The 22,203-nt window shown below is 55.9% G+C and carries 18 protein-coding genes and 1 pseudogene; 2 read left to right on the forward strand and 17 right to left on the reverse strand.

Annotated elements, in window-relative coordinates; translation table 11 throughout:
* Positions 1-55: 55 nt before the first annotated feature.
* The 13 genes and pseudogenes from folA to URZ40_RS20035 form a co-directional block, all read right to left on the reverse strand.
* Complete coding sequence (gene folA / locus URZ40_RS19975) at positions 56-535, reverse strand: type 3 dihydrofolate reductase (RefSeq protein ID WP_008502023.1); 480 nt, start codon at positions 533-535, stop codon at positions 56-58.
* Positions 536-649: 114 nt separating this feature from the next.
* The gene (gene kefC / locus URZ40_RS19980) at positions 650-2,515 is read right to left on the reverse strand and encodes a glutathione-regulated potassium-efflux system protein KefC (protein ID WP_192981971.1); all 1,866 of its coding nucleotides are present in this window, start codon (positions 2,513-2,515) and stop codon (positions 650-652) included.
* On the reverse strand, positions 2,508-3,038 hold the full coding sequence (gene kefF, locus URZ40_RS19985; RefSeq protein WP_320721033.1) for a glutathione-regulated potassium-efflux system oxidoreductase KefF: 531 nt from the start codon (positions 3,036-3,038) through the stop codon (positions 2,508-2,510). Before kefF ends, kefC begins: the two co-directional genes overlap by 8 nt.
* 103 nt (positions 3,039-3,141) lie before the next feature.
* Positions 3,142-3,375, reverse strand: a complete 234-nt coding sequence (locus URZ40_RS19990) for a YgdI/YgdR family lipoprotein (protein WP_116342438.1) — start codon at positions 3,373-3,375, stop codon at positions 3,142-3,144.
* Between the two features lie 139 nt (positions 3,376-3,514).
* Positions 3,515-6,739 carry a carbamoyl-phosphate synthase large subunit gene (gene carB / locus URZ40_RS19995; RefSeq protein ID WP_008502028.1) on the reverse strand — a complete coding sequence of 1,075 codons (3,225 nt, stop codon included), beginning with the start codon at positions 6,737-6,739 and terminating at the stop codon, positions 3,515-3,517.
* 18 nt (positions 6,740-6,757) lie between these two features.
* The gene (gene carA, locus URZ40_RS20000; protein ID WP_010427050.1) at positions 6,758-7,906 is read right to left on the reverse strand and encodes a glutamine-hydrolyzing carbamoyl-phosphate synthase small subunit; all 1,149 of its coding nucleotides are present in this window, start codon (positions 7,904-7,906) and stop codon (positions 6,758-6,760) included.
* A 454-nt stretch (positions 7,907-8,360) separates the two neighbouring features.
* Positions 8,361-9,182, reverse strand: coding sequence for a 4-hydroxy-tetrahydrodipicolinate reductase (dapB, locus tag URZ40_RS20005; RefSeq protein WP_320721034.1), 822 nt, complete (start codon positions 9,180-9,182; stop codon positions 8,361-8,363).
* A gap of 205 nt (positions 9,183-9,387) precedes the next feature.
* Entirely contained in the window at positions 9,388-10,338 is a 951-nt protein-coding gene (gene ispH, locus URZ40_RS20010; protein WP_316379709.1) for a 4-hydroxy-3-methylbut-2-enyl diphosphate reductase, read from the reverse strand.
* A gap of 1 nt (position 10,339) precedes the next feature.
* Positions 10,340-10,789: an FKBP-type peptidyl-prolyl cis-trans isomerase gene (fkpB, locus tag URZ40_RS20015; RefSeq protein ID WP_003856450.1), complete on the reverse strand. Its 450-nt coding sequence runs from the start codon at positions 10,787-10,789 to the stop codon at positions 10,340-10,342.
* A 52-nt stretch (positions 10,790-10,841) separates the two neighbouring features.
* Positions 10,842-11,342, reverse strand: coding sequence for a signal peptidase II (gene lspA / locus URZ40_RS20020; RefSeq protein WP_028015470.1), 501 nt, complete (start codon positions 11,340-11,342; stop codon positions 10,842-10,844).
* The gene (gene ileS / locus URZ40_RS20025; RefSeq protein ID WP_320721035.1) at positions 11,342-14,158 is read right to left on the reverse strand and encodes an isoleucine--tRNA ligase; all 2,817 of its coding nucleotides are present in this window, start codon (positions 14,156-14,158) and stop codon (positions 11,342-11,344) included. Before ileS ends, lspA begins: the two co-directional genes overlap by 1 nt.
* Positions 14,159-14,203: 45 nt before the next feature.
* Entirely contained in the window at positions 14,204-15,130 is a 927-nt protein-coding gene (gene ribF / locus URZ40_RS20030) for a bifunctional riboflavin kinase/FAD synthetase (RefSeq protein WP_116342430.1), read from the reverse strand.
* 7 nt (positions 15,131-15,137) lie between these two features.
* Positions 15,138-15,356: pseudogene (locus URZ40_RS20035) on the reverse strand (DUF2575 domain-containing protein).
* A gap of 101 nt (positions 15,357-15,457) precedes the next feature.
* Between URZ40_RS20035 and rpsT the strand changes: the two are divergent.
* Entirely contained in the window at positions 15,458-15,721 is a 264-nt protein-coding gene (gene rpsT / locus URZ40_RS20040) for a 30S ribosomal protein S20 (protein WP_003856458.1), read from the forward strand.
* A 57-nt stretch (positions 15,722-15,778) separates the two neighbouring features.
* Here the strand turns inward: rpsT and nhaR are convergent, their stop codons facing one another.
* The 4 genes from nhaR to dnaK all read right to left on the reverse strand — a co-directional run bounded on the left by nhaR (position 15,779) and on the right by dnaK (position 21,232).
* Positions 15,779-16,678 carry a transcriptional activator NhaR gene (gene nhaR / locus URZ40_RS20045; protein WP_176608739.1) on the reverse strand — a complete coding sequence of 300 codons (900 nt, stop codon included), beginning with the start codon at positions 16,676-16,678 and terminating at the stop codon, positions 15,779-15,781.
* Between the two features lie 58 nt (positions 16,679-16,736).
* On the reverse strand, positions 16,737-17,912 hold the full coding sequence (gene nhaA, locus URZ40_RS20050; RefSeq protein WP_116342428.1) for a Na+/H+ antiporter NhaA: 1,176 nt from the start codon (positions 17,910-17,912) through the stop codon (positions 16,737-16,739).
* Between the two features lie 173 nt (positions 17,913-18,085).
* The gene (dnaJ, locus tag URZ40_RS20055) at positions 18,086-19,231 is read right to left on the reverse strand and encodes a molecular chaperone DnaJ (protein ID WP_008502040.1); all 1,146 of its coding nucleotides are present in this window, start codon (positions 19,229-19,231) and stop codon (positions 18,086-18,088) included.
* 87 nt (positions 19,232-19,318) lie between these two features.
* Positions 19,319-21,232, reverse strand: coding sequence for a molecular chaperone DnaK (gene dnaK, locus URZ40_RS20060; RefSeq protein ID WP_163330292.1), 1,914 nt, complete (start codon positions 21,230-21,232; stop codon positions 19,319-19,321).
* Positions 21,233-21,528: 296 nt separating this feature from the next.
* On the opposite strand from dnaK, the gene satP reads away from it, so the two are divergent.
* A complete protein-coding gene (gene satP, locus URZ40_RS20065) occupies positions 21,529-22,095 on the forward strand; it encodes an acetate uptake transporter (protein WP_061099280.1) in 567 nt (188 codons plus the stop codon).
* Positions 22,096-22,203 lie beyond the last annotated feature (108 nt).

The following is a 22,203-nucleotide window of genomic DNA, read 5'->3' on the forward strand; positions in this document are numbered from 1 at the left end:
CACCGAACAGTCCCCTCTCCCCTTTGGGAAGAGGGGAGAGGGGTAGGAAAATCACTTAACGACGCTCCAGAATCTCGAAGCAGTAGCTGTGGGAGTTCTGCGCATCGGCGTCGTGGAATTCGCTGAACACAGATTCCCATTCGTCCGGATCGTAATCCGGGAAATGGGTATCCCCTTCCACTTCTGCATCAATGTGGGTCAGATACAGCTTCTGCGCTTTTGGCAGGAACTGTTCATACACACGACCGCCACCGATCACCATGATCTCTTCGGCATTGCCGCATGCAGCAATCGCCTCGTCTACTGATTTTACCCATTCGACGCGATCGTCAGTGCCCGGCTGGCTGCTGATAACGATATTCTTACGGCCCGGCAATGGACGACCAATCGACTCCCAGGTCAGGCGGCCCATCACTACCGGCTTGTTTAACGTAGTACGTTTAAACCATGCGAGATCGGCAGGCAGGTTCCACGGCATGGCATTTTCCATACCGATAACGCGGTCCACCGCCAGCGCTGCAATCAGACTGATCATTGAAAATTTCCCGGATGCAAAAAATTGCCGCCACTATACGGAAAGCTTAATCTTTCGTCGACTGGCGGCAGAGTAAAGATACAGAAATTTTTTATTATTGCTGGCAACTCCACTTCACGCGGAAGGTTTACTCTCGGGCTCGTCAGCCGGATCGCCGGTATGCTTGCCCTCTTCCGTGCCCTGCCAGCCGTGACGCTGGATCAGCGACAGGTGATTGCGGTCCTCGTTAATGATTTCCGTCAGCATCGCGCTGGTGCGTTTAAACACCGCTGCACGCTCCGTAGCCGTGCTGCCTGCCATCGCCGCCATCTCTTCCACCATCCCGGTGTTAAAGCGGCGGAACAGATCCGCACGTTCGCGCGCCTCATACGCGCCGAGCCCCAGATTTTCCAGCGCCATCCGGCCGGACTTCAGCGCGCCTTCGAATGTCTCACGTTCCGGCGCCTCAACCCCTGCCTGCCGCAGCCGGATGTAATGATCCACATCGCGCGCGCGGGAAATTATCGTCAGCGCAGGGAAATGCTCTTTTACCAGCTCCACCATCTGCATGCTGGTCTCCGGATCGTCAATGGCGTTAATCAACACCTCTGCTTTTGCCGCCCCGGCGGATTCCAGCAAGTCGACGCGGGTCGCATCGCCGTAAAACACCTTCATATCAAATTTACGCAGGGTATCAACATGGTCGGGGTCGTGATCGAGGATGACCATCTTCACCCCGCTCGACAGCAGTAAACGCCCCACGATCTGCCCGTAGCGGCCAAATCCGGCGATGATAACGCGCGGCTGCTCCTCGTCGATCTCGTCGGCTTCGCGCTCCTGCTCGCTACCCGATTTTTCAAGGCGCGTCAGAACCACCAGCAGAACAGGCGTCGCCGCCATCGACAGCGCGACCGCCAGCGTCAACGCTTTCGCCCACTCGGGATCGAGCACGTTTGCCATCTGCGCGGCGCCAAACACCACGAACGCAAATTCGCTTCCCTGACCCAGCAGCACGGCAAACCAGCGGCGCTGCTTGTTCGGCACCTTCAATGGGCGCGCAATCAGCCACAGCATCACCATTTTAATGACGAGGAAACCGACGAGCAGGATGACAATCCGCAGCGGGTGCGTGACCAGCGTGCCGAAGTCGACGGACATCCCCACCCCGATGAAAAACAGCCCCAGCAGCAACCCTTTGAACGGCTCGATATCGCTTTCCAGCGCGTGACGGTATTCAGAGCTCGCCAGCAGAACGCCTGCGAGGAAGGCCCCCATCGCCATCGACAATCCGGCTTCCTCAAGCAGCAAACCAAAGCCAAACACCAGGAACAGCGCCACGGCGCTGAACACTTCGCGCAGGCCCGAGCGGGCAACAAACCGCAGTAACGGACGGGTCACGTAACGCCCCAGCAGGACCACCAGCGCCAGCGCCCCCACGACTTTTAATGCCGAAAGTGCGAACGCACCCAGCGTCGTGGACGAGCCGCTTGCCGCCAGCAGCGGAATCATCGCCACCAGCGGAATAGCGGCAATATCCTGAAACAGCAGCACCGAGAACGCGCTGCGTCCCATCTGGGATACCGTCAGATTTCGCTCGTTCATCGCCTGCATGGCAATGGCCGTTGAGGAGAGCGCCAGCGTCATGCCGATAAGCTCTGCCACTTTCCAGTCCATACCCAACAGGATACAGAACCCGCCGAGCAGCAGGCCGCAGGCCACCATCTGCAGCGCGCCTCCGCCAAATACCGAGGCGCGAAGCTTCCATAATCTCTGCGGATCCAGCTCCAGGCCAATCACAAACAGCATCAGCACAACGCCAATTTCAGCGAAATGGAGGATCGCCTCCGCATCCGTGACCAGTCGAAATCCCCACGGCCCAATGACGCAGCCCGCAATCAGGTAGCCGAGAACAGAGCCCAGCCCCAGACGTACCGCCACGGGCACAATCAGTGCCGCCGCGCCGAGATAAATCAGCGCCTGTATCAGCGTATGGCTATCCATGGTGCGTCTCCTGCCACTCAAGTAAGCGTTGTTTATAATGGCGAGCCTGCGCCTGCAGCGTTTCATCGTCGCAAACAAAGGTGCAGTGCATCGCAAACGGCGGGAGCCAGTTCAGTCCACAGTAAAGCGCAGTAGCCTGCAGCGGCTGCGCCAGCACGTCAAACCCCGGAAAGGAACCAATATCAAAGTGGCTTTCCCCACCGCCGGTAGTGACCGCCCACATCAGGCTTTTGCCTTTCAGCGCATGGCCGTTGTGACCATACGCCCAGCCGTGGGAGAAGACTTTATCAATCCACAGCTTCAGGAGCGGGGGCGTGCTGTACCACTGCATGGGATGCTGCCAGATAATCAGATCGGCACGGCAAAGCGCCTCCTGTTCGGCAGCGATATCGATATTAAAATCGGGATAGAGTTCATAGAGGGAACGTATCTCTACGTTATCAAGCGTCCTTACCTGCTCAAGCATCCGCTTATTCGCATGCGAATGGTGCGGATAAGGGTGGGCATAAATTATCAGAATCATTGATTAGCCTGTTGTTACTGCTTTCTTTTAACAAAAGAGTGTAGTCAGTAATTCAACAGGCTAATAGTGAATATTATTGACGGGCTTACGTCAGAATTCTGAATTAGTTATCCAGTTCGCCCATCGATTTAACCTGGTCACGGTTAATCTGCTCAGTTTGGCCGGTTTCAGCGTTTTTGTAAGACACCAGACCGGTATCGTCATCCACCTGCGGTTTGCCGTCGGTGACAATGGTTCTGCCATCGGTGGTTTTTACGGCCTGATTAGACGAACAGCCCGCAACGGTAAACATTGTCGTGGCAGCCAGAACGGAAGCGATCAGTAATTTATTTTGCATGGTGTTTTCCCCTGCTCTCAGATGAATTTCGTTATCGACCTAACCATTTTAGGCTAACTGACTGAAAGCGGATGAAAAACCAGAAGTTTCTGAAGAGAGGAAGAATGCCCGGTTACCGAACGGCACCGGGCAATTTGTCTTACTTGCTAATCTGCGCGTGCATTTCCTGCACCGAAATCACCTTCTCGGTGGCGTCCGCGTTCAGCGCCATGGCCGTCGCGAAACCGCCGTTCAGGGTGGTGTCGTAGTGCACTTTGTACTGCAGCGCGCTGCGGCGAATCAGCTTGGAGTCTTCAATCGCCTGGCGGCCTGCGGTGGTGTTGATGATGTAGGTATATTCGCCATTCTTGATACGATCCTGAATGTGCGGACGACCTTCATGCACCTTGTTCACAAGACGCGGGTTGATGCCGGCTTCGCCCAACACAATCGCCGTACCGTGGGTTGCATCCAGCTCGAAGCCCTGTTTCAGCAGCTTGGCGGCCAGGTCAACCACGCGTTCTTTGTCACCTTCACGAACGGAGAGCAGCGCACGGCCTGATTTTCTCATGGTGGAGCTACTGCCCAGCTGCGCCTTCGCGAACGCTTCTGCGAAGGTGCGGCCCACGCCCATCACTTCCCCGGTAGAGCGCATTTCTGGCCCTAACAGCGGGTCAACGCCCGGGAATTTGTTGAACGGCAGCACCACTTCTTTCACCGAGTAGTACGGTGGGATGATCTCTTTTGTCACGCCCTGTTGAGCCAGCGTCTGGCCTGCCATCACGCGTGCCGCCACTTTCGCCAGCGGAATACCGGTGGCTTTGGAGACGAACGGTACGGTACGTGCCGCACGCGGGTTCACTTCAATCAGGTAAACTTCGTTGTCTTTTACCGCGAACTGAACGTTCATCAGGCCGCGGACCTGCAGTTCGAAGGCCAGCTTTTGCACCTGCTGACGCATCACGTCCTGAATCTCCTGGCTCAGCGTGTACGCTGGCAGAGAACAAGCGGAGTCGCCGGAGTGTACGCCAGCCTGCTCGATGTGCTCCATGATGCCGCCAATCAGCACCATTTCGCCATCGCAGATGGCGTCAACGTCCACTTCTACCGCGTCGTCGAGGAAGCGGTCGAGCAGCACAGGCGCATCGTTGGAGACGCTCACCGCGGTCTGGAAGTAGCGTCGCAGGTCGGCTTCGTCATAAACGATTTCCATCGCGCGGCCGCCCAGTACGTAGGAAGGACGCACCACCAGCGGGTAGCCAATCTCTTTCGCCTTCTCGACAGCCTGTTCGATAGCGGTCACGGTGGCGTTCGCCGGCTGTTTCAGCTTCAGACGGTCAACCGCCTGCTGGAAACGCTCGCGGTCCTCCGCACGGTCAATCGCATCCGGACTGGTGCCGATAACCGGCACGCCTGCCGCTTCCAGCGCGCGCGCCAGCTTCAGCGGGGTCTGGCCGCCGTACTGCACGATAACACCTTTTGGCTTCTCGATGCGCACGATTTCCAGCACGTCTTCCAGGGTAACCGGCTCGAAGTAGAGACGGTCAGAGGTGTCGTAGTCGGTGGAGACGGTTTCCGGGTTACAGTTGACCATGATGGTCTCGTAACCGTCTTCGCGCAGCGCCAGCGAGGCGTGTACGCAGCAGTAGTCAAACTCGATGCCCTGGCCGATACGGTTTGGACCGCCGCCCAGCACCATAATCTTGTCGCGGTCGACGGACGGATTCGCTTCGCACTCGTCTTCATAGGTGGAGTACATGTACGCGGTGTCGGTAGAAAACTCTGCCGCACAGGTGTCGACGCGCTTGTAAACCGGGTGCAGGTCATACTGGTCGCGCAGCTTACGGATTTCCGCTTCGCGCACGCCCGCCAGCTTAGCCAGACGCGCGTCGGCGAAGCCTTTACGCTTCAGCATGCGCAGGAAGTCTGCGTCCAGGCCGTTGATGCCCAGCTCTGCCACTTTCTCTTCCAGACGCACCAGCTCTTCAATCTGCACCAGGAACCAGCGGTCGATGTTGGTCAGGTTGAACACGCCGTCGACGGACAGGCCAGCACGGAAGGCATCGGCGATGTACCAGATGCGCTCCGCGCCCGCGTCTTTCAGCTCGCGGCGGATTTTGGTCAGCGCTTCCGGGTCGTCCAGGCTCACTTTCGGGTCAAAGCCGGTCGCGCCCACTTCGAGGCCGCGCAGCGCTTTCTGCAGGGATTCCTGCTGCGTGCGGCCAATCGCCATCACTTCACCGACGGATTTCATCTGGGTGGTCAGACGGTCGTTCGCGCCTGCGAACTTCTCGAAGTTAAAGCGAGGAATTTTAGTCACAACGTAGTCGATGGACGGCTCGAAGGACGCAGGGGTTCGGCCACCGGTGATGTCGTTCATCAGCTCGTCGAGGGTATAACCCACCGCCAGTTTCGCCGCCACTTTCGCAATCGGGAAGCCGGTCGCTTTGGAGGCCAGCGCGGAGGAGCGGGACACACGCGGGTTCATTTCGATAACAATCAGACGGCCAGTTTTCGGGTTCACGGAGAACTGCACGTTAGAGCCGCCGGTTTCCACGCCGATTTCACGCAGTACCGCCATCGAGGCGTTACGCATGATTTGATACTCTTTGTCGGTCAGCGTCTGGGCTGGCGCAACGGTGATGGAATCGCCGGTGTGGATACCCATCGCATCGAAGTTTTCGATGGAGCAGACGATGATGCAGTTGTCGTTTTTATCACGCACTACTTCCATCTCGTACTCTTTCCAGCCAATCAACGATTCATCAATCAGCAGCTCTTTGGTTGGGGAAAGATCCAGACCGCGTTCGCAAATCTCTTCGAACTCTTCGCGGTTGTAGGCAATACCGCCGCCGGTGCCGCCCATGGTGAAGGAAGGACGGATGATGCATGGATAACCCACTTCAGCCGCAACGGCCAGCGCCTCTTCCATGTTGTGCGCAATACCGGAACGCGCGGTGTCGAGGCCGATTTTCTTCATCGCCACGTCGAAGCGGCGACGGTCTTCTGCTTTATCAATCGCGTCGGCGGTCGCACCAATCATGGTTACGCCGAACTCGGCCAGCACGCCCTGACGCTCAAGCTCCAGCGCACAGTTCAGCGCCGTCTGGCCGCCCATGGTTGGCAGGACCGCGTCCGGACGCTCTTTCTCGATGATTTTACGCACCACTTCCCAGTGAATCGGCTCGATGTAGGTTGCATCGGCCATTTCCGGGTCGGTCATGATGGTTGCCGGGTTAGAGTTCACCAGGATAACGCGGTAGCCCTCTTCACGCAGGGCTTTACACGCCTGAGCGCCGGAGTAGTCGAATTCACAGGCCTGGCCGATGACAATCGGGCCAGCGCCAAGGATCAGGATGCTTTTTATGTCTGTACGTTTTGGCATGGTCTTCTCGGCTCCTGATTATTTAGCGGTCTTACGGTATTGCTCGATAAGTTCGATGAAGTGATCGAACAGCGGCGCGGCGTCGTGCGGGCCCGGGCTGGCTTCCGGGTGACCCTGGAAGCTGAATGCTGGCTTATCGGTGCGATGAATCCCCTGCAGGGTGCCATCGAACAGCGACTTATGGGTCACGCGCAGGTTAGCCGGCATTGAGGCTTCATCGACGGCAAAGCCGTGGTTCTGCGCGGTGATCATTACCGTGTTGTTATCGATGTCTTTCACCGGGTGGTTACCACCGTGGTGGCCGAACTTCATCTTAACGGTGTTCGCACCGCTCGCCAGCGCCAGCAGCTGATGGCCGAGGCAGATGCCGAATACCGGGATGTCGGTTTCCAGGAAGGACTTAATGGCGGCGATGGCGTAATCGCACGGTGCCGGGTCGCCAGGACCGTTGGACAGGAAAATACCGTCCGGATTCATCTTCAATACGTCTTCGGCAGAGGTCTGAGCCGGCACCACCGTCAGGCGGCAGCCGCGGTCAACCAGCATGCGCAGAATGTTGCGCTTGGCGCCAAAATCGTAGGCCACCACGTGGAACGGCAGCTCGCTCTCTTTTTTCGCTTCCGGCAGGTCGCCTTCCAGCGTCCAGCTACCCTGTGTCCAGCTGTAGGCTTCCGCGGTCGTCACTTCTTTCGCCAGGTCCATGCCGTTCAGGCCCGGGAAGGCTTTCGCTTTTTCCAGCGCCAGCGTCGCATCGAGGTTATCACCCGCGATGATGCAGCCGTTCTGTGCACCCTTCTCGCGCAGCAGACGCGTTAACTTACGGGTATCAATATCGGCAATCGCCACGATGTTATGGCGCTTCAGGTAAGAAGAGAGGTCTTCGGTATTGCGGAAGTTGCTGGCAATCAGCGGCAGGTCGCGAATGACCAGGCCTTGCGCATGTACCTGAGAAGATTCTTCGTCAGCCGCGTTGGTGCCGACATTGCCGATATGAGGATAAGTAAGAGTAACGATTTGGCGAGAATAGGAAGGATCAGTGAGGATTTCTTGATAACCGGTCATTGAAGTATTGAAAACGACTTCCCCAACCGCCGAACCCGTTGCCCCTATGGCCCGACCGATAAACTGGGTTCCGTCTTCCAGAACCAATAGCGCTGACTTAATCAAAACACCCTCCAGAGAATATTCACTCACTTTATTTGCATATTAATTCATAACCATGTCATGGATCAATGCAAATGTGTTGCCAGCGGATTTTTGGCAAACGGCGGCATTCTGGAGATTTGGTGGGTAAAAGTCAACTTAAAACGGATATTTTGTTTAGTCTTTTGCGCATCTGGTGAGGCGAGTGAAGCTTAAGCGACAAAAAGATCAGGTAAATCACTGCGGAAAACGCTTGCGCGCCGAATTTAATGAAAAATGAGTCGACACAGCATCAAAAAGTGGACCAAATGGTCAAAATTTACATTTCTGTAACGAAAACCAGGAAGAATAGTTGTGTTTTCATGGCTCAAAAAACAAAACAAGAGCTAAACAGGTAAAATATAAGGGCAATAAAATATTGCCCTATGCAATCAAAGAATTACGACTGCAATAACCACATCACGATGGGTAATAATACTTACAAATTGTTGAGATCGAGTACATCTCGCATATCAAAAAGTCCATCTTTCTTGTTTTTAAGCCACAAAGCGGAACGTACCGCGCCGTTGGCAAACGTCATGCGGCTTGAGGCTTTATGAGTAATCTCCACGCGTTCACCAATATCGGCGAACATCGCCGTATGTTCGCCGACGATGTCACCCGCACGTACCGTTGCGAAACCAATAGTGCCCGGTACGCGTTCGCCAGTGTGACCTTCGCGGGCATAGACCGCGCAGTCTTTTAAATCTTTATCGAGTGCATGAGCAATCGCCTCGCCCATCGCCAGCGCCGTGCCTGACGGCGCATCTACCTTGTAGCGGTGGTGGGCTTCGACAATTTCAATATCGGTATAGTCGCCCATGACCTTCGCTGCTTTCTCCAGCAGCTTGAGCATGACGTTAACGCCCACGCTAAAGTTCGCCGCGAAGACAATCGCGATCTCTTTTGATGCGTCCTGGATGGCCTGCTTACCCGCGTCGTCAAAACCGGTGGTGCCGATCACCATCCCCTTGCCGTGCTGGCGGCAAAATGCCAGGTGCGTCAACGTACCTTCCGGGCGGGTAAAGTCGATAAACACATCGAAGTCATCTTTAACCGCATCCAGGCTGCTCTGGACAGTAACGCCCGTCTTTCCTGCGCCCGCCAGTTCACCTGCGTCGGAACCCAAAAGCGATGAGCCTTCACGCTCCAGCGCCGCGCCCAGCGCTACGCCATCCATCTGAAGTGCCGCCTGAATCAGCTGACGGCCCATACGTCCACCCGCGCCCGCAATGGCGACACGGATCTGTGCATCATGCATAGTTATTCTCTTACGTTAAAATGATGTAAATCGTTTTCAGATTAACCAGCCTTCGCGGAGGCTGCCAACTGAAAACACCAATAATTAGAATTTAACGTGAAACCGACTTAAATATCAGTAAAAGACATGATTTTGTGGTCACGATAAAGTACGGGGCAAAAAAAAAGCCAGCACATGAGATGCTGGCCTTTTCGCTGTTTAGGGGTTATTCCACTTCGCGGGCGTCGATACGCAGCTCTTTCGGCACTTCGAAGACGATATTCTCTTCGCGTCCTTCCAGCGGAACCGCTTCGCCACCGCCCAGCTCCTGCAGACGGGTTATCACGTTCTGCACCAGGATATCCGGCGCGGAAGCGCCTGCGGTAACGCCAACGCAGACCGCATTTTTAACCCACGCTTCCTGGATGTCCGCCGCGTCGTCGATCAGGAACGCCGCTTTACCCATGCGCTGCGCCAGTTCGGCCAGACGGTTGGAGTTAGACGAGTTTTTGGAGCCGACCACCAGCACCACGTCCGCCTGTTCAGCCAGCGCACGCACCGCTTCCTGGCGGTTGGTGGTCGCGTAGCAGATGTCATCCTTACGCGGCCCGACGATTTTCGGGAAGCGCTGGCGCAGGGCGTCAATCACATCCGAGGTATCATCAACCGAGAGCGTCGTCTGGGTCATAAACGACAGACGGGCTTCATTTTTTACGTTCAGCGTAAAGACATCTTCCGGCGACTCAACCAGATACATTCCCCCTTCCGGATTGCTGTACTGGCCCATGGTACCTTCGACTTCCGGATGACCCGCATGGCCAATCAGAATCGACTCTTCACCGCGACGGCTGGCACGCGCCACTTCCATATGCACTTTCGTCACTAATGGGCAGGTTGCGTCGAAAACGGTTAAATCGCGGCTTTTCGCTTCGTTACGCACCGCCTGAGAGACGCCGTGCGCGGAGAAGATCAGGATCGCACCGTCCGGCACTTCGCTGATCTGCTCGATGAAAATAGCGCCGCGCTCGCGCAGGCTGTCCACCACGTAGCGGTTATGCACCACTTCGTGACGCACGTAAATTGGCGCGCCGTAAATCTCCAGCGCATTTTCAACAATGCTGATAGCGCGGTCTACACCGGCGCAGAAGCCGCGCGGGTTAGCCAACAGGATCTGCATTTCAGGCCTCCAGTGCCGGATCGATCTCCAGCACTTCAACATCAAAATGAACGGTACGCCCGGCAAGCGGATGGTTGAAGTCAACGGTGATAGAGTCGCCGTTAATCTCGCGGATCACGCCAGGCATTTCGCTGCCGTCCATAGCGGTAAAGAGCATAATCGCCCCGATTTCCGGTTCGCCCGCGTCCATAAACTCGCGGCGCGAGAAATACTGGATCAGGTCCGGGCTTGGCACGCCAAACGCGGCATCCGGCTCCAGCGAGAACGCTTTTTTCTCCCCCTCTTTCAGGCCCAGGAGCTGCTGCTCAAGACCTTCAGACAGGGAGGTATCGCCGAGACGAAACAGGGCAGGTTTGCCGTTATTGCGGGTGGATTCGGCGGTGGAGCCGTCATCCAGCTTCAGCGTGAAGTGAACGAGAACCGCGCTGTTGCTCTGTACGGATTTAGACATGCAAATTGCTCGCTTGTTTTGCCCGGTGGCATTACACCACCGGGCGAGTGTGTTACGCCTGCTCTTTCGCGGCCGGTTTAGGCAAGAAGCCTTCCAGCACGATTAACGCCGCACCGATGCAAATTGCGGTATCGGCCAGGTTAAAGGTCGCGAAGTGCCAGTCGCCGACGTAGAAGTCGATCATATCGACCACAAAGCCGTGCCACAGGCGGTCAAACAGGTTGCCCAGCGCGCCGCCAATGATCAGCGCGTAGGCAATGTTATTCAGCTTTTGCGTGGCCTTTGAGCGGTACATCAGCACGGCCAGCACCACGCAGATACCGAGAGCGATACCCGCAAAGAACCAGCGCTGCCAGCCACCGCTGTCGGCAAGGAAGCTAAACGCCGCGCCGTAGTTGCGTGCATAGTGCAGGTTAAGCGACGGGAACAGCGAAACCGTCTCCCCCAGAGCAAAATTCTGGAGGATCAGGAACTTGCTGCCCAGATCGATAATCAGCACCACCACAACCAGCCACAGCCAGCGCAGCCCTGTTGAACAGAGAGTTTTACTCATCAGGCAAACTTACGTTTTTCGCCGTCACCGGCGACATTGCTTACACAGCGTCCGCAGATGTCTGCGTGTTCCGCCACCTGGCCGATATCGGTAGTGTAATGCCAGCAGCGCGGGCACTTCTCACCTTCGGCTTTGCTCAGCGCGACTTTCAGCCCTTTGAGCAGCTCGCTCTGCTGCGCATCAGCAGAAGCCTCGGCATAATCCGCAACTTTTGCACCGGAGGTCAACAGGACAAATCGCAATTCATCGCCCAGCGCGGTCAGCTTCGCCGCCAGCTCAGGTTCGGCGTACAGAGTCACTGCCGCTTCCAGAGAGCCACCAACTTTCTTATCAGCACGCGCCTGCTCGATCACCTTGTTCACTTCGCCACGCACTTTCAGCAGCTCGTCCCAGAAGGCATCGTTCATTGCTTCGGTGCTGGAGAGATCGAACAGACCTTCATACCACTCGCCGGTGAAGACATATTTCTCACGGTCGCCAGGCAGATAGCCCCAGATTTCATCTGCGGTGAAGGACATGATCGGCGCCATCCAGCGCACCAGCGCTTCTGCGATATGGAACAGCGCGGACTGGCAGCTACGGCGCGCCACGCTGTCCGCCTTCGCGGTGTACTGGCGGTCTTTGATGATGTCGAGGTAGAACGAGCCCATCTCGATGGAGCAGAAGCGCATCAGGCGCTGCACCACTTCGTGGAAGTCGTAGGACTCATACGCCTTAACGATGTCTTCCTGCGCCGCTTTCGCGCAGCCTACCGCCCAGCGGTCCAGCACGACCATCTCTTCCGGTTTCACCATGTCTTTCACTGGATCAAAACCGTTCAGGTTCGCCAGCAGGAAGCGCGCGGTGTTACGGATACGACGATAGCTGTCAGCAGCACGCTTCAGGATCTCGTCAGATACAGCCATTTCGCCGGTGTAGTCGGTAGAGGCTACCCACAGGCGCAGGATATCCGCGCCCAGCTTGTTCATCACGTCCTGCGGAGAAACGGTGTTACCGATGGATTTGGACATCTTACGGCCCTGTCCATCCACGGTGAAGCCGTGAGTCAGTACCTGACGGTAAGGCGCTTTACCCTTCATCGCGGTGGAGATCATCAAAGATGACATGAACCAGCCGCGGTGTTGGTCAGAGCCTTCCAGATACATATCGGCAGCGTGGCCGGCAAACTCCGGACGCACATCGACCACGGAGGCGTGAGTAGACCCGGAGTCGAACCACACGTCCAGGGTATCCGGCACTTTCTCGTAATTGTCCGCGTCCGCGCCCAGGATGTCACGGGCGTCGAGATCCCACCACGCCTGAATGCCGTCAACTTCAACGCGCTTCGCCACTTCTTCCATCAGTTCCAGGGTGTTCGGATGCAGTTCCTGCGTCTCTTTATGTACGAACAGAGACATCGGCACGCCCCAGGTACGCTGACGGGAGATACACCAGTCAGGGCGGTTAGCCACCATGGATTCGATACGCGCCTGGCCCCAGTCCGGGATCCACTGCACGCCTTTGATCTCTTTCAGAGACTGCTCGCGCAGGCCTTTCTGATCCATGCTAACGAACCACTGCGGGGTCGCACGGAAGATGATTGGCGTCTTGTGACGCCAGCAGCACGGATAGCTGTGCTGCATTTTCTCAACGTGCAGCAGCGCGCCGCTGGTGCGCAGCATGTCAACGATAATGTCGTTCGCTTTGAAGACGTTGATGCCGTCCAGCGCCGGATAGGTGCCAGGCAGGTAAGAACCGTCCGGGCCAACCGGATTGGCGATTTCAAGACCGTACTTCAGGCTGATGTTGTAGTCGTCAGGACCGTGGCCACCGGCGGTATGCACCGCACCGGTACCCGCGTCCAGCGTCACGTGGTCGCCCAGGATCGCCGGAACGTCGAAGCCCAGGAACGGGTGTTTGAAGCGCATCAGCTCCAGCGCGTCGCCTTTTACGGTACCCAGCACGGTGTAGTCGGTGATATTCGCGCGTTTCAGCACGCTTTCAACCAGATCTTTCGCCAGGATAACCGCGCGGCCATCAATCTGCACCAGCGCGTATTCGAACTCGCCGGAGAGCGAGATTGCACGGTTGGCTGGCAGCGTCCATGGGGTAGTTGTCCAGATCACCAGAGAGATCGGGCCGCTAACGCCAGGCAGACCGAATTTACCTTTAATGGCATCCTGATCGACCGCTTCGAAGGCCACATCGATAGAAGGTGAAGTTTTGTCGTAATACTCCACTTCCGCTTCTGCCAGCGCAGAGCGGCAGTCCACGCACCAGTGCACCGGCTTCGCGCCTTTGTGCAGGTGACCGTTACCGATGATTTTGCCCAGCGCACGGATGATATTGGCTTCGGTTTTGAAGTCCATGGTCAGGTACGGGTGCGACCAGTCGCCCAACACGCCCAGACGGATAAAGTCAGCGCGCTGGCCATCAACCTGGGTGGCAGCGTATTCGCGGCACTTCGCGCGGAACTCTGCAGCGGTAAACTTCTCGCCAGGCTTGCCAAACTCTTGCTCCACTTTCAGCTCAATGGGCAGACCGTGGCAGTCCCAGCCCGGAACGTAAGGCGAGTCATATCCCGCGAGTCCTTTGGACTTCACGATAATGTCTTTCAGAATCTTGTTTACAGAGTGACCAATATGAATGCTGCCATTCGCATATGGAGGGCCATCATGCAGAATGAAGGTTTTTTTGCCTTTTTTAGCTGCACGAATGATGCCGTACAGGTCATCATCGGTCCAACGCGCCAGCATTCCCGGTTCGCGCTTGGCGAGATCGCCGCGCATCGGGAACCCTGTTTCCGGCAAATTCAGGGTTGATTTATAGTCACTCATCAGATTCTCGGTTCCGTATTTATCACGTAGGCAGTTAAGCCGGTTCTATAGCCCAAAATACTCGCGGGCCGTCAATTCATCTCGCGCGATTTGCGCCTTAAGTTCATCCAGCGAAGCAAATCGCTGCTCGTTGCGTATTTTTTTACGCAGTATCACATCTATATGGCGACCATAAAGGTCCATTACAACGTCCAGCAGGTGCACTTCTAGCTGTTGACGCACACCGGCAACGGTCGGACGCGTGCCAATGTTGGCAACGCCGTAAAACGGCTTATCGCCAAGTCCTGCTACTTCCACCGCATAGACCCCTTTAACCGGGGAAACCTGACGACGCAGCGGTATATTCGCCGTCGGGAAACCTATCGTGCGGCCCAGCGCGTCGCCATGGACCACGCGGCCAGAGATGGTAAATGGATGTCCCAGCAGAGTTTCTGCCGTCTCCAGTTCATCATTAGCCAGCGCCTGACGCACCGCCGTGCTGCTGACGCGCACGCCGCCTTCACAGAAGGTCATCGCGCTGGTGACGTCAAAACCGTACTCCAGACCAGCCTTCTGTAATAGCAAGAAATCGCCCTGACGACCAGCGCCAAAGCGGAAATCATCCCCCACGGCGAGAAACTGTACGCCAAGACGCTTAACCAGCAGGTCGCTGACGAAATTTTGTGCTGTCAGTGCGGCAAAGCGACGATCGAAACGCACGCACAATACGTAGTCCACGCCGGACTCTGCCAGGTAGCGCAACTTTTCGCGCAGGCGAGTGAGGCGGGCGGGAGATTTATCGCCCGCGAACAGCTCCAGCGGCTGTGGCTCGAAAATCATCACCACAACGGGCAGGCCACGGGCCTCCCCTTCTTTACGCAATCCCTGCAACAGCGCCTGATGACCACGATGCACGCCGTCGAAATTACCAATAGTCAGCACGCACCCGTGTGGGGCTCTGCTGAGATTATGTATGCCGCGTATCAGCTTCATGTCTGGCTCAAAACAGTGAAAATCGCCAAAGTATACCTTGTACAGCGGTTAAGGTTAACCGGCGATTGTTCGCGCAAAACAGAAAGCCGTAATGATTTCATCAGGCTGACCTTTCACAGCGAAAAAATCTGCCCGTGAACTGCGATTTTTACGCCGAAAGGCTGTATTCACGAAAGACAAGCTGGTAGAATCCTGCGCCATCACTACGTAACGTAGCGTCGCTAATTAACGGCGCTTATTTGCACAAATCCATTGACAAAAGAAGGCAAAGAGGGCATATTCCTCGGCCTTTGAATTGTCCACATAGAACATATTTGGGAGTTGGACTTGGCTAATATCAAATCAGCTAAGAAACGTGCCGTTCAGTCTGAAAAGGCTCGTAAGCACAACGCAAGCCGTCGCTCTATGATGCGTACTTTCATCAAGAAAGTATACGCAGCAATCGAAGCTGGCGACAAAGCTGCAGCGCAGAACGCATTTAACGAAATGCAACCAATCGTGGATCGTCAGGCTGCTAAAGGTCTGATCCACAAAAACAAAGCAGCGCGTCATAAAGCAAACCTGACCGCGCAGATCAACAAACTGGCTTAATCGCCACTTGTTGTTGCTTGTTTAAAGAACCCGCTTAACGCGGGTTTTTTTATGTCTTCAGAATGCCGGTGGCGTAAATAGCGACGAGTAGTCACGGTTGCAGATTCGCTGCACCGCCGGATGCTGAATCATCCTTTCGGCGAATATGGCGTGGTACTCTTCCATCACGTTATCTACCCTGCCAATCTCCGTAATCTTATCGTCTGAATAGAGATCGTGCGCATAGAGCGTTGGTGCCACGAAGATCGCATTATGCGCTTCGCCGAAGGCTTTCATCAGCGCCGCATCGTCAAACTCACCGAGGATCTCCACGTTCAGCCCCTGTGAGTTAAACCAGTTCAGCAGCTTGCGTCCCAGCATGGAACGCCTTCCCGGCACCAGCAGGCGACGCTCTTCGAGACAGGCCGGGAAAGGTTTCTCCGGCGGTGGATTGATGCACCAGAAGCTCACGCCGCATTCGCCAATTTTCACCGAGAACAGCCCCTCCTGCTGTGTGGAGTCGATGGGGCAATCCGAGATAATCATGTCCAGCTTATGCTGGCTCAGCTGCTCCAGCAGCATCTCGTGGGTGGATTCAAAGCAGCGCAGGTGGATTTGTTCATCCTCTACCACGGCGGCATCCAGCACGCCGCTCACCAGCCGTTTGGAGAGCGCATCCGCCACGCCCACGTCAAAGAGCAGGTTCGACTCTTTGCGGTAGTTGACGATATCCAGCATCTCCTGGCTCAGGGTGAACATTTTGTCCGCATAGCGGAAAACCAGTTCACCCAGCTCGCTCGGCTCAATCCCACGGCCCTTTCGCTTGAAGAGCTTGCCCTGCAGACGTTCTTCCAGGGCTTTAATTTGCCCGGTGATGGTTTGCGGCGTCAGGTAAAGCGCCTCTGCGGCCCCCACGACCGAGCCCTGTTTATAGACGTGCCAGAAGTAGTACAGATGGTTGTAATTTAAATGAGACATCGCGTCTTCTCTCCCTGAGTGTGTATCGGGAGAAGGATCGCCTCCTCCCGGTGTTCCGCTATGCCTGGACGGCCTGTCCGGACAACTTCACCTTCAACAAGGTATAGCCAATCACTGCGGCCAGTAATGACCCGATGAGAATGCCGAGCTTCGCCCAGACGATGAGCTCAGGCGCGTTTGCGCCAAACGCCAGCGTCGAGATAAAGATCGACATGGTAAATCCAATGCCGCACAGCACGCCGACGGCCATAATCTGACCAAAGCTTGTACCGTTCGGCAACGACGCCAGCTTCATCTTCAGCGCCAGCCAGCAGAAGAGGCTGATCCCCAGTGGCTTACCGATAAACAGCCCGGCAATAATGCCCAGCGGCAGGACAGACGTCAGCCCGTCCAGCGTAACGCCCTGCAGGGAAACGCCCGCATTGGCAAACGCAAACAGCGGCAGGATCATAAAGGCGACCCACGGATGTAGTACGTGTTCCAGCTGTTTAGCGGGAGACTTTCCGTCCTGCGGCTTAAGCGGCACGAAGAAGCCGACAATCACGCCTGCCAGCGTGGCGTGCACGCCGGATTTCAGCACTGCCGTCCACAGCACCATCCCCACCAGAATATAGATACCGATGCGGCGAACATTGAAGATGTTCAGCAGCGCCAGCACTGCAATCGCCCCGGCGGCCACGCTCAGGGACAGGATCGACAGATCGCTGGTGTAGAACAGCGCGATAATCACAATGGCGCCCAGGTCATCAATAATCGCCAGCGCCATCAGGAAGATTTTCAGCGCAACCGGAACGCGGCTACCGAGCAGGGCTAAGACACCGAGCGCAAAGGCGATATCCGTTGCGGCCGGGATAGCCCAGCCGTCACGCGCGACAGGATCCTGCCAGGTAAATGCGAGAAAGAGCAGCGCCGGAACGACCATCCCGCCAATGGCAGCGATCACCGGAAACGCCGCGCGCTGGCGGCTGGCGAGCGAGCCGAGCACCAGCTCGCGCTTAACTTCCAGTCCTACCAACAGGAAGAACACCGCCATCAGCGCATCGTTGATCCACAGCAGCATGTTCTTGTTAATTTCCAGCGCCCCGACCTTCAGCTCGACGGGTGTTTCCAGAAATGCGTGATAGAGATCGCGGGTCATGCCCAGGTTAGCCAGCCCCATCGCGGCCGCCGCGGCAATAATCAGGATCACACCACCGGACGCCTCACTGCTAAAGAAACGGTGTAGTAATTTCATTTATGTTCTCTCTTTTACAACAATACCTCGATAAAACCATAATACCAAGCCAAATAGCTCGGCAAAAACAGATTAATATTGAGTATAGACTCAGTTTTACCGATCGATATCGGCAAATAAAAAAAGCCCGGAATCGCTTCCGGGCTTTTTGAAGATGAACACCAGCTAACGAACTAGCGGGTCAAATCATCGAAGAATTTTTTGACGCCATCAAAGAAGCTTTTGGAGCGCGGGCTGTTTTTCTCGCCCGTTGGGCCGCCAAAGCTCTCCTGAAGCTCTTTCAACAGCTGTTTCTGCTTGTCGTTCAGGCCAACCGGCGTTTCCACGACGACGCGGCACAGCAGGTCGCCCTGAGCACCACCGCGAACGGATTTCACGCCTTTGCCGCGCATGCGGAACAGCTTGCCGGTCTGGGTTTCGCCAGGGATTTTCAGATTGACGCGACCGTCCAGCGTCGGCACTTCGATTTCACCGCCGAGAGCCGCCATCGCGAAGTTGATCGGCACTTCACAGTACAGGTTGTTGCCTTCACGCTCGAAGATGGCGTGCTGTTTCACCTGAACCTGAACGTACAGATCGCCTGCCGGCGCGCCGTGCTCGCCTGCTTCACCTTCACCCGCCAGACGGATGCGGTCGCCCGTATCAACGCCAGCCGGGATCTTAACGGACAGGGTCTTGGTTTTCTCAACGCGACCATGGCCGTGACACTTGGTGCACGGATCTTTAATCAGCGTACCGCGACCGTGACAGTGCGGACAGGCCTGCTGTACCGCGAAGAAGCCCTGACGCATCTGTACCTGGCCGGAGCCGTGACAGGTTGGACAGGTCTGTGGCTGGGTACCCGCCTTCGCGCCGCTGCCGTGGCAAACATCACACTCTTCCAGCGTCGGAATACGGATCTCTTTCGTGACGCCACGAACGGCCTCTTCGAGAGTGAGATCCATGTTGTAGCGCAGGTCTGCGCCGCGCGCCGCGCGCTGACGACCACGACCGCCGCCAAAGATATCGCCGAACACATCGCCAAAGATGTCGCTGAAATCCGCACCGCCGCCAAAGCCGCCGCCACCGAATCCACCGCCGCCCATGCCGCCCTGTTCAAAGGCTGCGTGGCCGTACTGGTCATAGGCCGCACGTTTTTGTGCATCGGTCAGGACTTCGTAGGCTTCTTTGATCTCTTTAAATTTTGCTTCAGCCTCTTTGTCACCCTGGTTACGGTCCGGGTGGAATTTCATGGCCAGGCGCTTATACGCCTTTTTGATTTCACGCTCTTCCGCAGTTTTCGGAACGCCTAAAATCTCGTAATAGTCTTGCTTTGCCATTGGTTTTTTTAAGCCCCTTAACATGCGAGCACGGGCGTGGAGAGTTCTCCTACGCCCGTGCCGATTAATTACCCTGCATCAGGGCGATTATTTTTTGTCTTTAACTTCTTCGAACTCAGCGTCGACAACGTCGTCGTCTTTCGCGTTGTTCGCAGAAGCGTCAGCGCCCGCCTGCTGCTGTGCGTGCTGCTGCTGAGCGATTTCCATCAGCTTCTGGGAAGCCTGTGCCAGCTCCTGCATCTTCGCTTCGATATCCGCTTTGTCTTCGCCTTTCAGAGACGTTTCCAGCGCGCTCAGTGCAGCTTCGATAGCAGTTTTGTCTTCCGCTGGCAGTTTATCGCCCGCTTCTTCAACCTGCTTACGGGTGCTGTGCAGCAGATGGTCACCCTGGTTACGGGTCTGAACCAGCTCTTCGAACTTACGGTCGGATTCCGCGTTAGCTTCGGCATCACGAACCATTTTTTCGATTTCCGCTTCGTTCAGGCCAGAAGATGCCTTGATGGTGATCTTCTGCTCTTTACCGCTGTTTTTGTCTTTCGCAGACACGTGCAGGATACCGTCAGCATCGATATCGAAGGTGACTTCGATCTGCGGCATGCCGCGCGGTGCCGGGTTAATACCATCCAGGTTGAACTGACCCAGAGATTTGTTATCAGACGCACGTTTACGCTCACCCTGCAGCACATGGATGGTTACCGCAGACTGGTTGTCTTCAGCGGTAGAGAACACCTGGCTGTGCTTTGTTGGGATGGTGGTGTTTTTGTTGATGAGCGCAGTCATCACGCCGCCCATGGTTTCGATACCCAGAGACAGCGGGGTAACGTCCAGCAGCAGTACGTCTTTCACTTCACCGGTCAGAACGCCACCCTGAACCGCAGCACCGATAGCAACCGCTTCGTCCGGGTTCACGTCTTTACGTGGCTCTTTACCAAAGAATTCAGCCACTTTCTTCTGAACCATTGGCATACGAGTCTGACCACCCACCAGGATAACGTCCTGGATATCAGATACAGACAGGCCAGCATCCTGCAGTGCAACTTTCAGCGGCTCGATAGAACGGTTCACCAGGTCTTCTACCAGGCTTTCCAGTTTCGCACGGGTCACTTTGATGTTCATGTGTTTAGGACCGGTCGCGTCTGCAGTGATGTACGGCAGGTTCACGTCGGTCTGCTGAGCGGAAGACAGTTCGATCTTCGCTTTCTCAGCGGCTTCTTTCAGGCGCTGCATTGCCAGCGGATCGTTACGCAGGTCAATGCCCTGATCTTTCTTGAACTCGTCAACGAGGTAGTTGATCAGACGGGTATCGAAGTCTTCACCACCCAGGTGGGTATCACCGTTGGTTGCCAGAACTTCGAAGGTTTTTTCGCCGTCAACTTCGTCGATTTCGATAATAGAGATATCGAAGGTACCACCACCCAGGTCGTAAACCGCGATAGTACGGTTGCCGACTTCTTTATCCAGACCGTAAGCCAGCGCAGCCGCGGTTGGTTCGTTGATGATACGTTTTACTTCCAGACCTGCGATACGGCCAGCATCTTTAGTTGCCTGACGCTGAGCATCGTTGAAGTAAGCAGGAACGGTAATAACAGCTTCAGTTACCGGCTCACCCAGATAATCTTCAGCGGTTTTCTTCATTTTTTTCAGCACTTCAGCAGAGATCTGCGGTGGTGCCGTTTTGGTGCCTTTCACATCAAGCCACGCATCGCCGTTATCTGCCGCGATGATTTTGTAAGGCATGATAGAAACGTCACGCTGAACTTCTTCGTCCTGGAAGCGGCGGCCAATCAGGCGTTTGATCGCAAACAGGGTGTTTTGCGGGTTTGTCACTGCCTGACGTTTAGCCGGCTGACCAACCAGAGTTTCACCATCCTGGGTATAAGCAATGATAGAAGGCGTGGTGCGATCGCCCTCGGCGTTCTCCAGCACGCGTGCAGTAGTGCCGTCCATAATAGCTACACAAGAGTTGGTAGTACCCAGGTCGATACCAATAATTTTACCCATCTAAACGTCTCCACTAAAAATTCAGTCAACATGTGGTTGTGTACCTGTAATAAGGGCAGAACGTGCTTTTTCAACTGCCCAGATTTGATTTTTTTCAGGTCCACACACTGCGGTTGACTACAAGATGGGGTCGCGACGGCATCCATCAAGGGGGAACGATAAAAAAAATTTTAATTTCACCCTGATGAGATCATAGACGGCGTCGATGCCGCCCATTATGATGCCGCGCCCCGTCAGGGAGAATTGACGCGGGTTTAACCATTTCACCATATTAATGATGATTTTTTTGAGGACTTATGGGCAACACTAAGTTGGCTAATCCGGCTCCGCTGGGCCTGATGGGTTTTGGCATGACCACCATTCTGCTGAACCTGCACAACATCGGGATGTTCCCGATGGACGGCATTATCCTGGCGATGGGCATTTTTTACGGCGGTATCGCGCAAATCTTCGCGGGCCTGCTGGAATATAAGAAAGGCAACACCTTCGGCTTAACCGCCTTCACCTCTTACGGCTCGTTCTGGCTGACCCTGGTCGCCATCCTGCTGATGCCTAAAATGGGCCTGGCAGACGCGGCAAACGCCCACTTCCTGGGCGTCTACCTGGGCCTGTGGGGCGTCTTCACCCTGTTCATGTTCTTCGGCACCCTGAAAGGCAACCGCGCACTGCAGTTCGTCTTCCTGAGCCTGACCGTGCTGTTCGCCCTGCTGGCGATTGGCCACCTGGCGGATAACGAAGGCATCGTTCACGTAGCAGGCTGGATTGGCCTGGTGTGCGGCGCAAGCGCTATTTACCTGGCAATGGGTGAAGTGCTGAACGAACAGTTTGACCGCACCATTTTACCGATTGGTGAAAAACACTGATCCCTCTGTCGGGGGGCGGGCCGCCCCGCGGCGGGCCCCACCGCCCCCCCCCCACCCCCCCCCACAAAACCACCCCCACCCCCCCGCCGCGCGCACACAAAAACCCCC

The sequence above is a fragment of the Enterobacter sp. 296B2 genome, from assembly GCF_034106185.1.
Classification (GTDB): Bacteria; Pseudomonadota; Gammaproteobacteria; order Enterobacterales; family Enterobacteriaceae; genus Enterobacter; species Enterobacter cloacae_N.

Excerpts from the sequence above, each read along its gene's own strand:
- fkpB (WP_003856450.1), bottom strand. The coding sequence starts at position 10,789 with ATGTCTAAATCCGTACAGAGCAACAGCGCGGTTCTCGTTCACTTCACG.
- dnaK (WP_163330292.1), bottom strand. The coding sequence starts at position 21,232 with ATGGGTAAAATTATTGGTATCGACCTGGGTACTACCAACTCTTGTGTA.
- dapB (WP_320721034.1), bottom strand. The coding sequence starts at position 9,182 with ATGCATGATGCACAGATCCGTGTCGCCATTGCGGGCGCGGGTGGACGT.
- carB (WP_008502028.1), bottom strand. The coding sequence starts at position 6,739 with ATGCCAAAACGTACAGACATAAAAAGCATCCTGATCCTTGGCGCTGGC.
- kefF (WP_320721033.1), bottom strand. The coding sequence starts at position 3,038 with ATGATTCTGATAATTTATGCCCACCCTTATCCGCACCATTCGCATGCG.
- kefC (WP_192981971.1), bottom strand. The coding sequence starts at position 2,515 with ATGGATAGCCATACGCTGATACAGGCGCTGATTTATCTCGGCGCGGCG.
- URZ40_RS19990 (WP_116342438.1), bottom strand. The coding sequence starts at position 3,375 with ATGCAAAATAAATTACTGATCGCTTCCGTTCTGGCTGCCACGACAATG.
- ileS (WP_320721035.1), bottom strand. The coding sequence starts at position 14,158 with ATGAGTGACTATAAATCAACCCTGAATTTGCCGGAAACAGGGTTCCCG.
- nhaR (WP_176608739.1), bottom strand. The coding sequence starts at position 16,678 with ATGTCTCATTTAAATTACAACCATCTGTACTACTTCTGGCACGTCTAT.
- dnaJ (WP_008502040.1), bottom strand. The coding sequence starts at position 19,231 with ATGGCAAAGCAAGACTATTACGAGATTTTAGGCGTTCCGAAAACTGCG.
- nhaA (WP_116342428.1), bottom strand. The coding sequence starts at position 17,912 with ATGAAATTACTACACCGTTTCTTTAGCAGTGAGGCGTCCGGTGGTGTG.
- folA (WP_008502023.1), bottom strand. The coding sequence starts at position 535 with ATGATCAGTCTGATTGCAGCGCTGGCGGTGGACCGCGTTATCGGTATG.
- satP (WP_061099280.1), top strand. The coding sequence starts at position 21,529 with ATGGGCAACACTAAGTTGGCTAATCCGGCTCCGCTGGGCCTGATGGGT.
- ribF (WP_116342430.1), bottom strand. The coding sequence starts at position 15,130 with ATGAAGCTGATACGCGGCATACATAATCTCAGCAGAGCCCCACACGGG.
- ispH (WP_316379709.1), bottom strand. The coding sequence starts at position 10,338 with ATGCAGATCCTGTTGGCTAACCCGCGCGGCTTCTGCGCCGGTGTAGAC.
- lspA (WP_028015470.1), bottom strand. The coding sequence starts at position 11,342 with ATGAGTAAAACTCTCTGTTCAACAGGGCTGCGCTGGCTGTGGCTGGTT.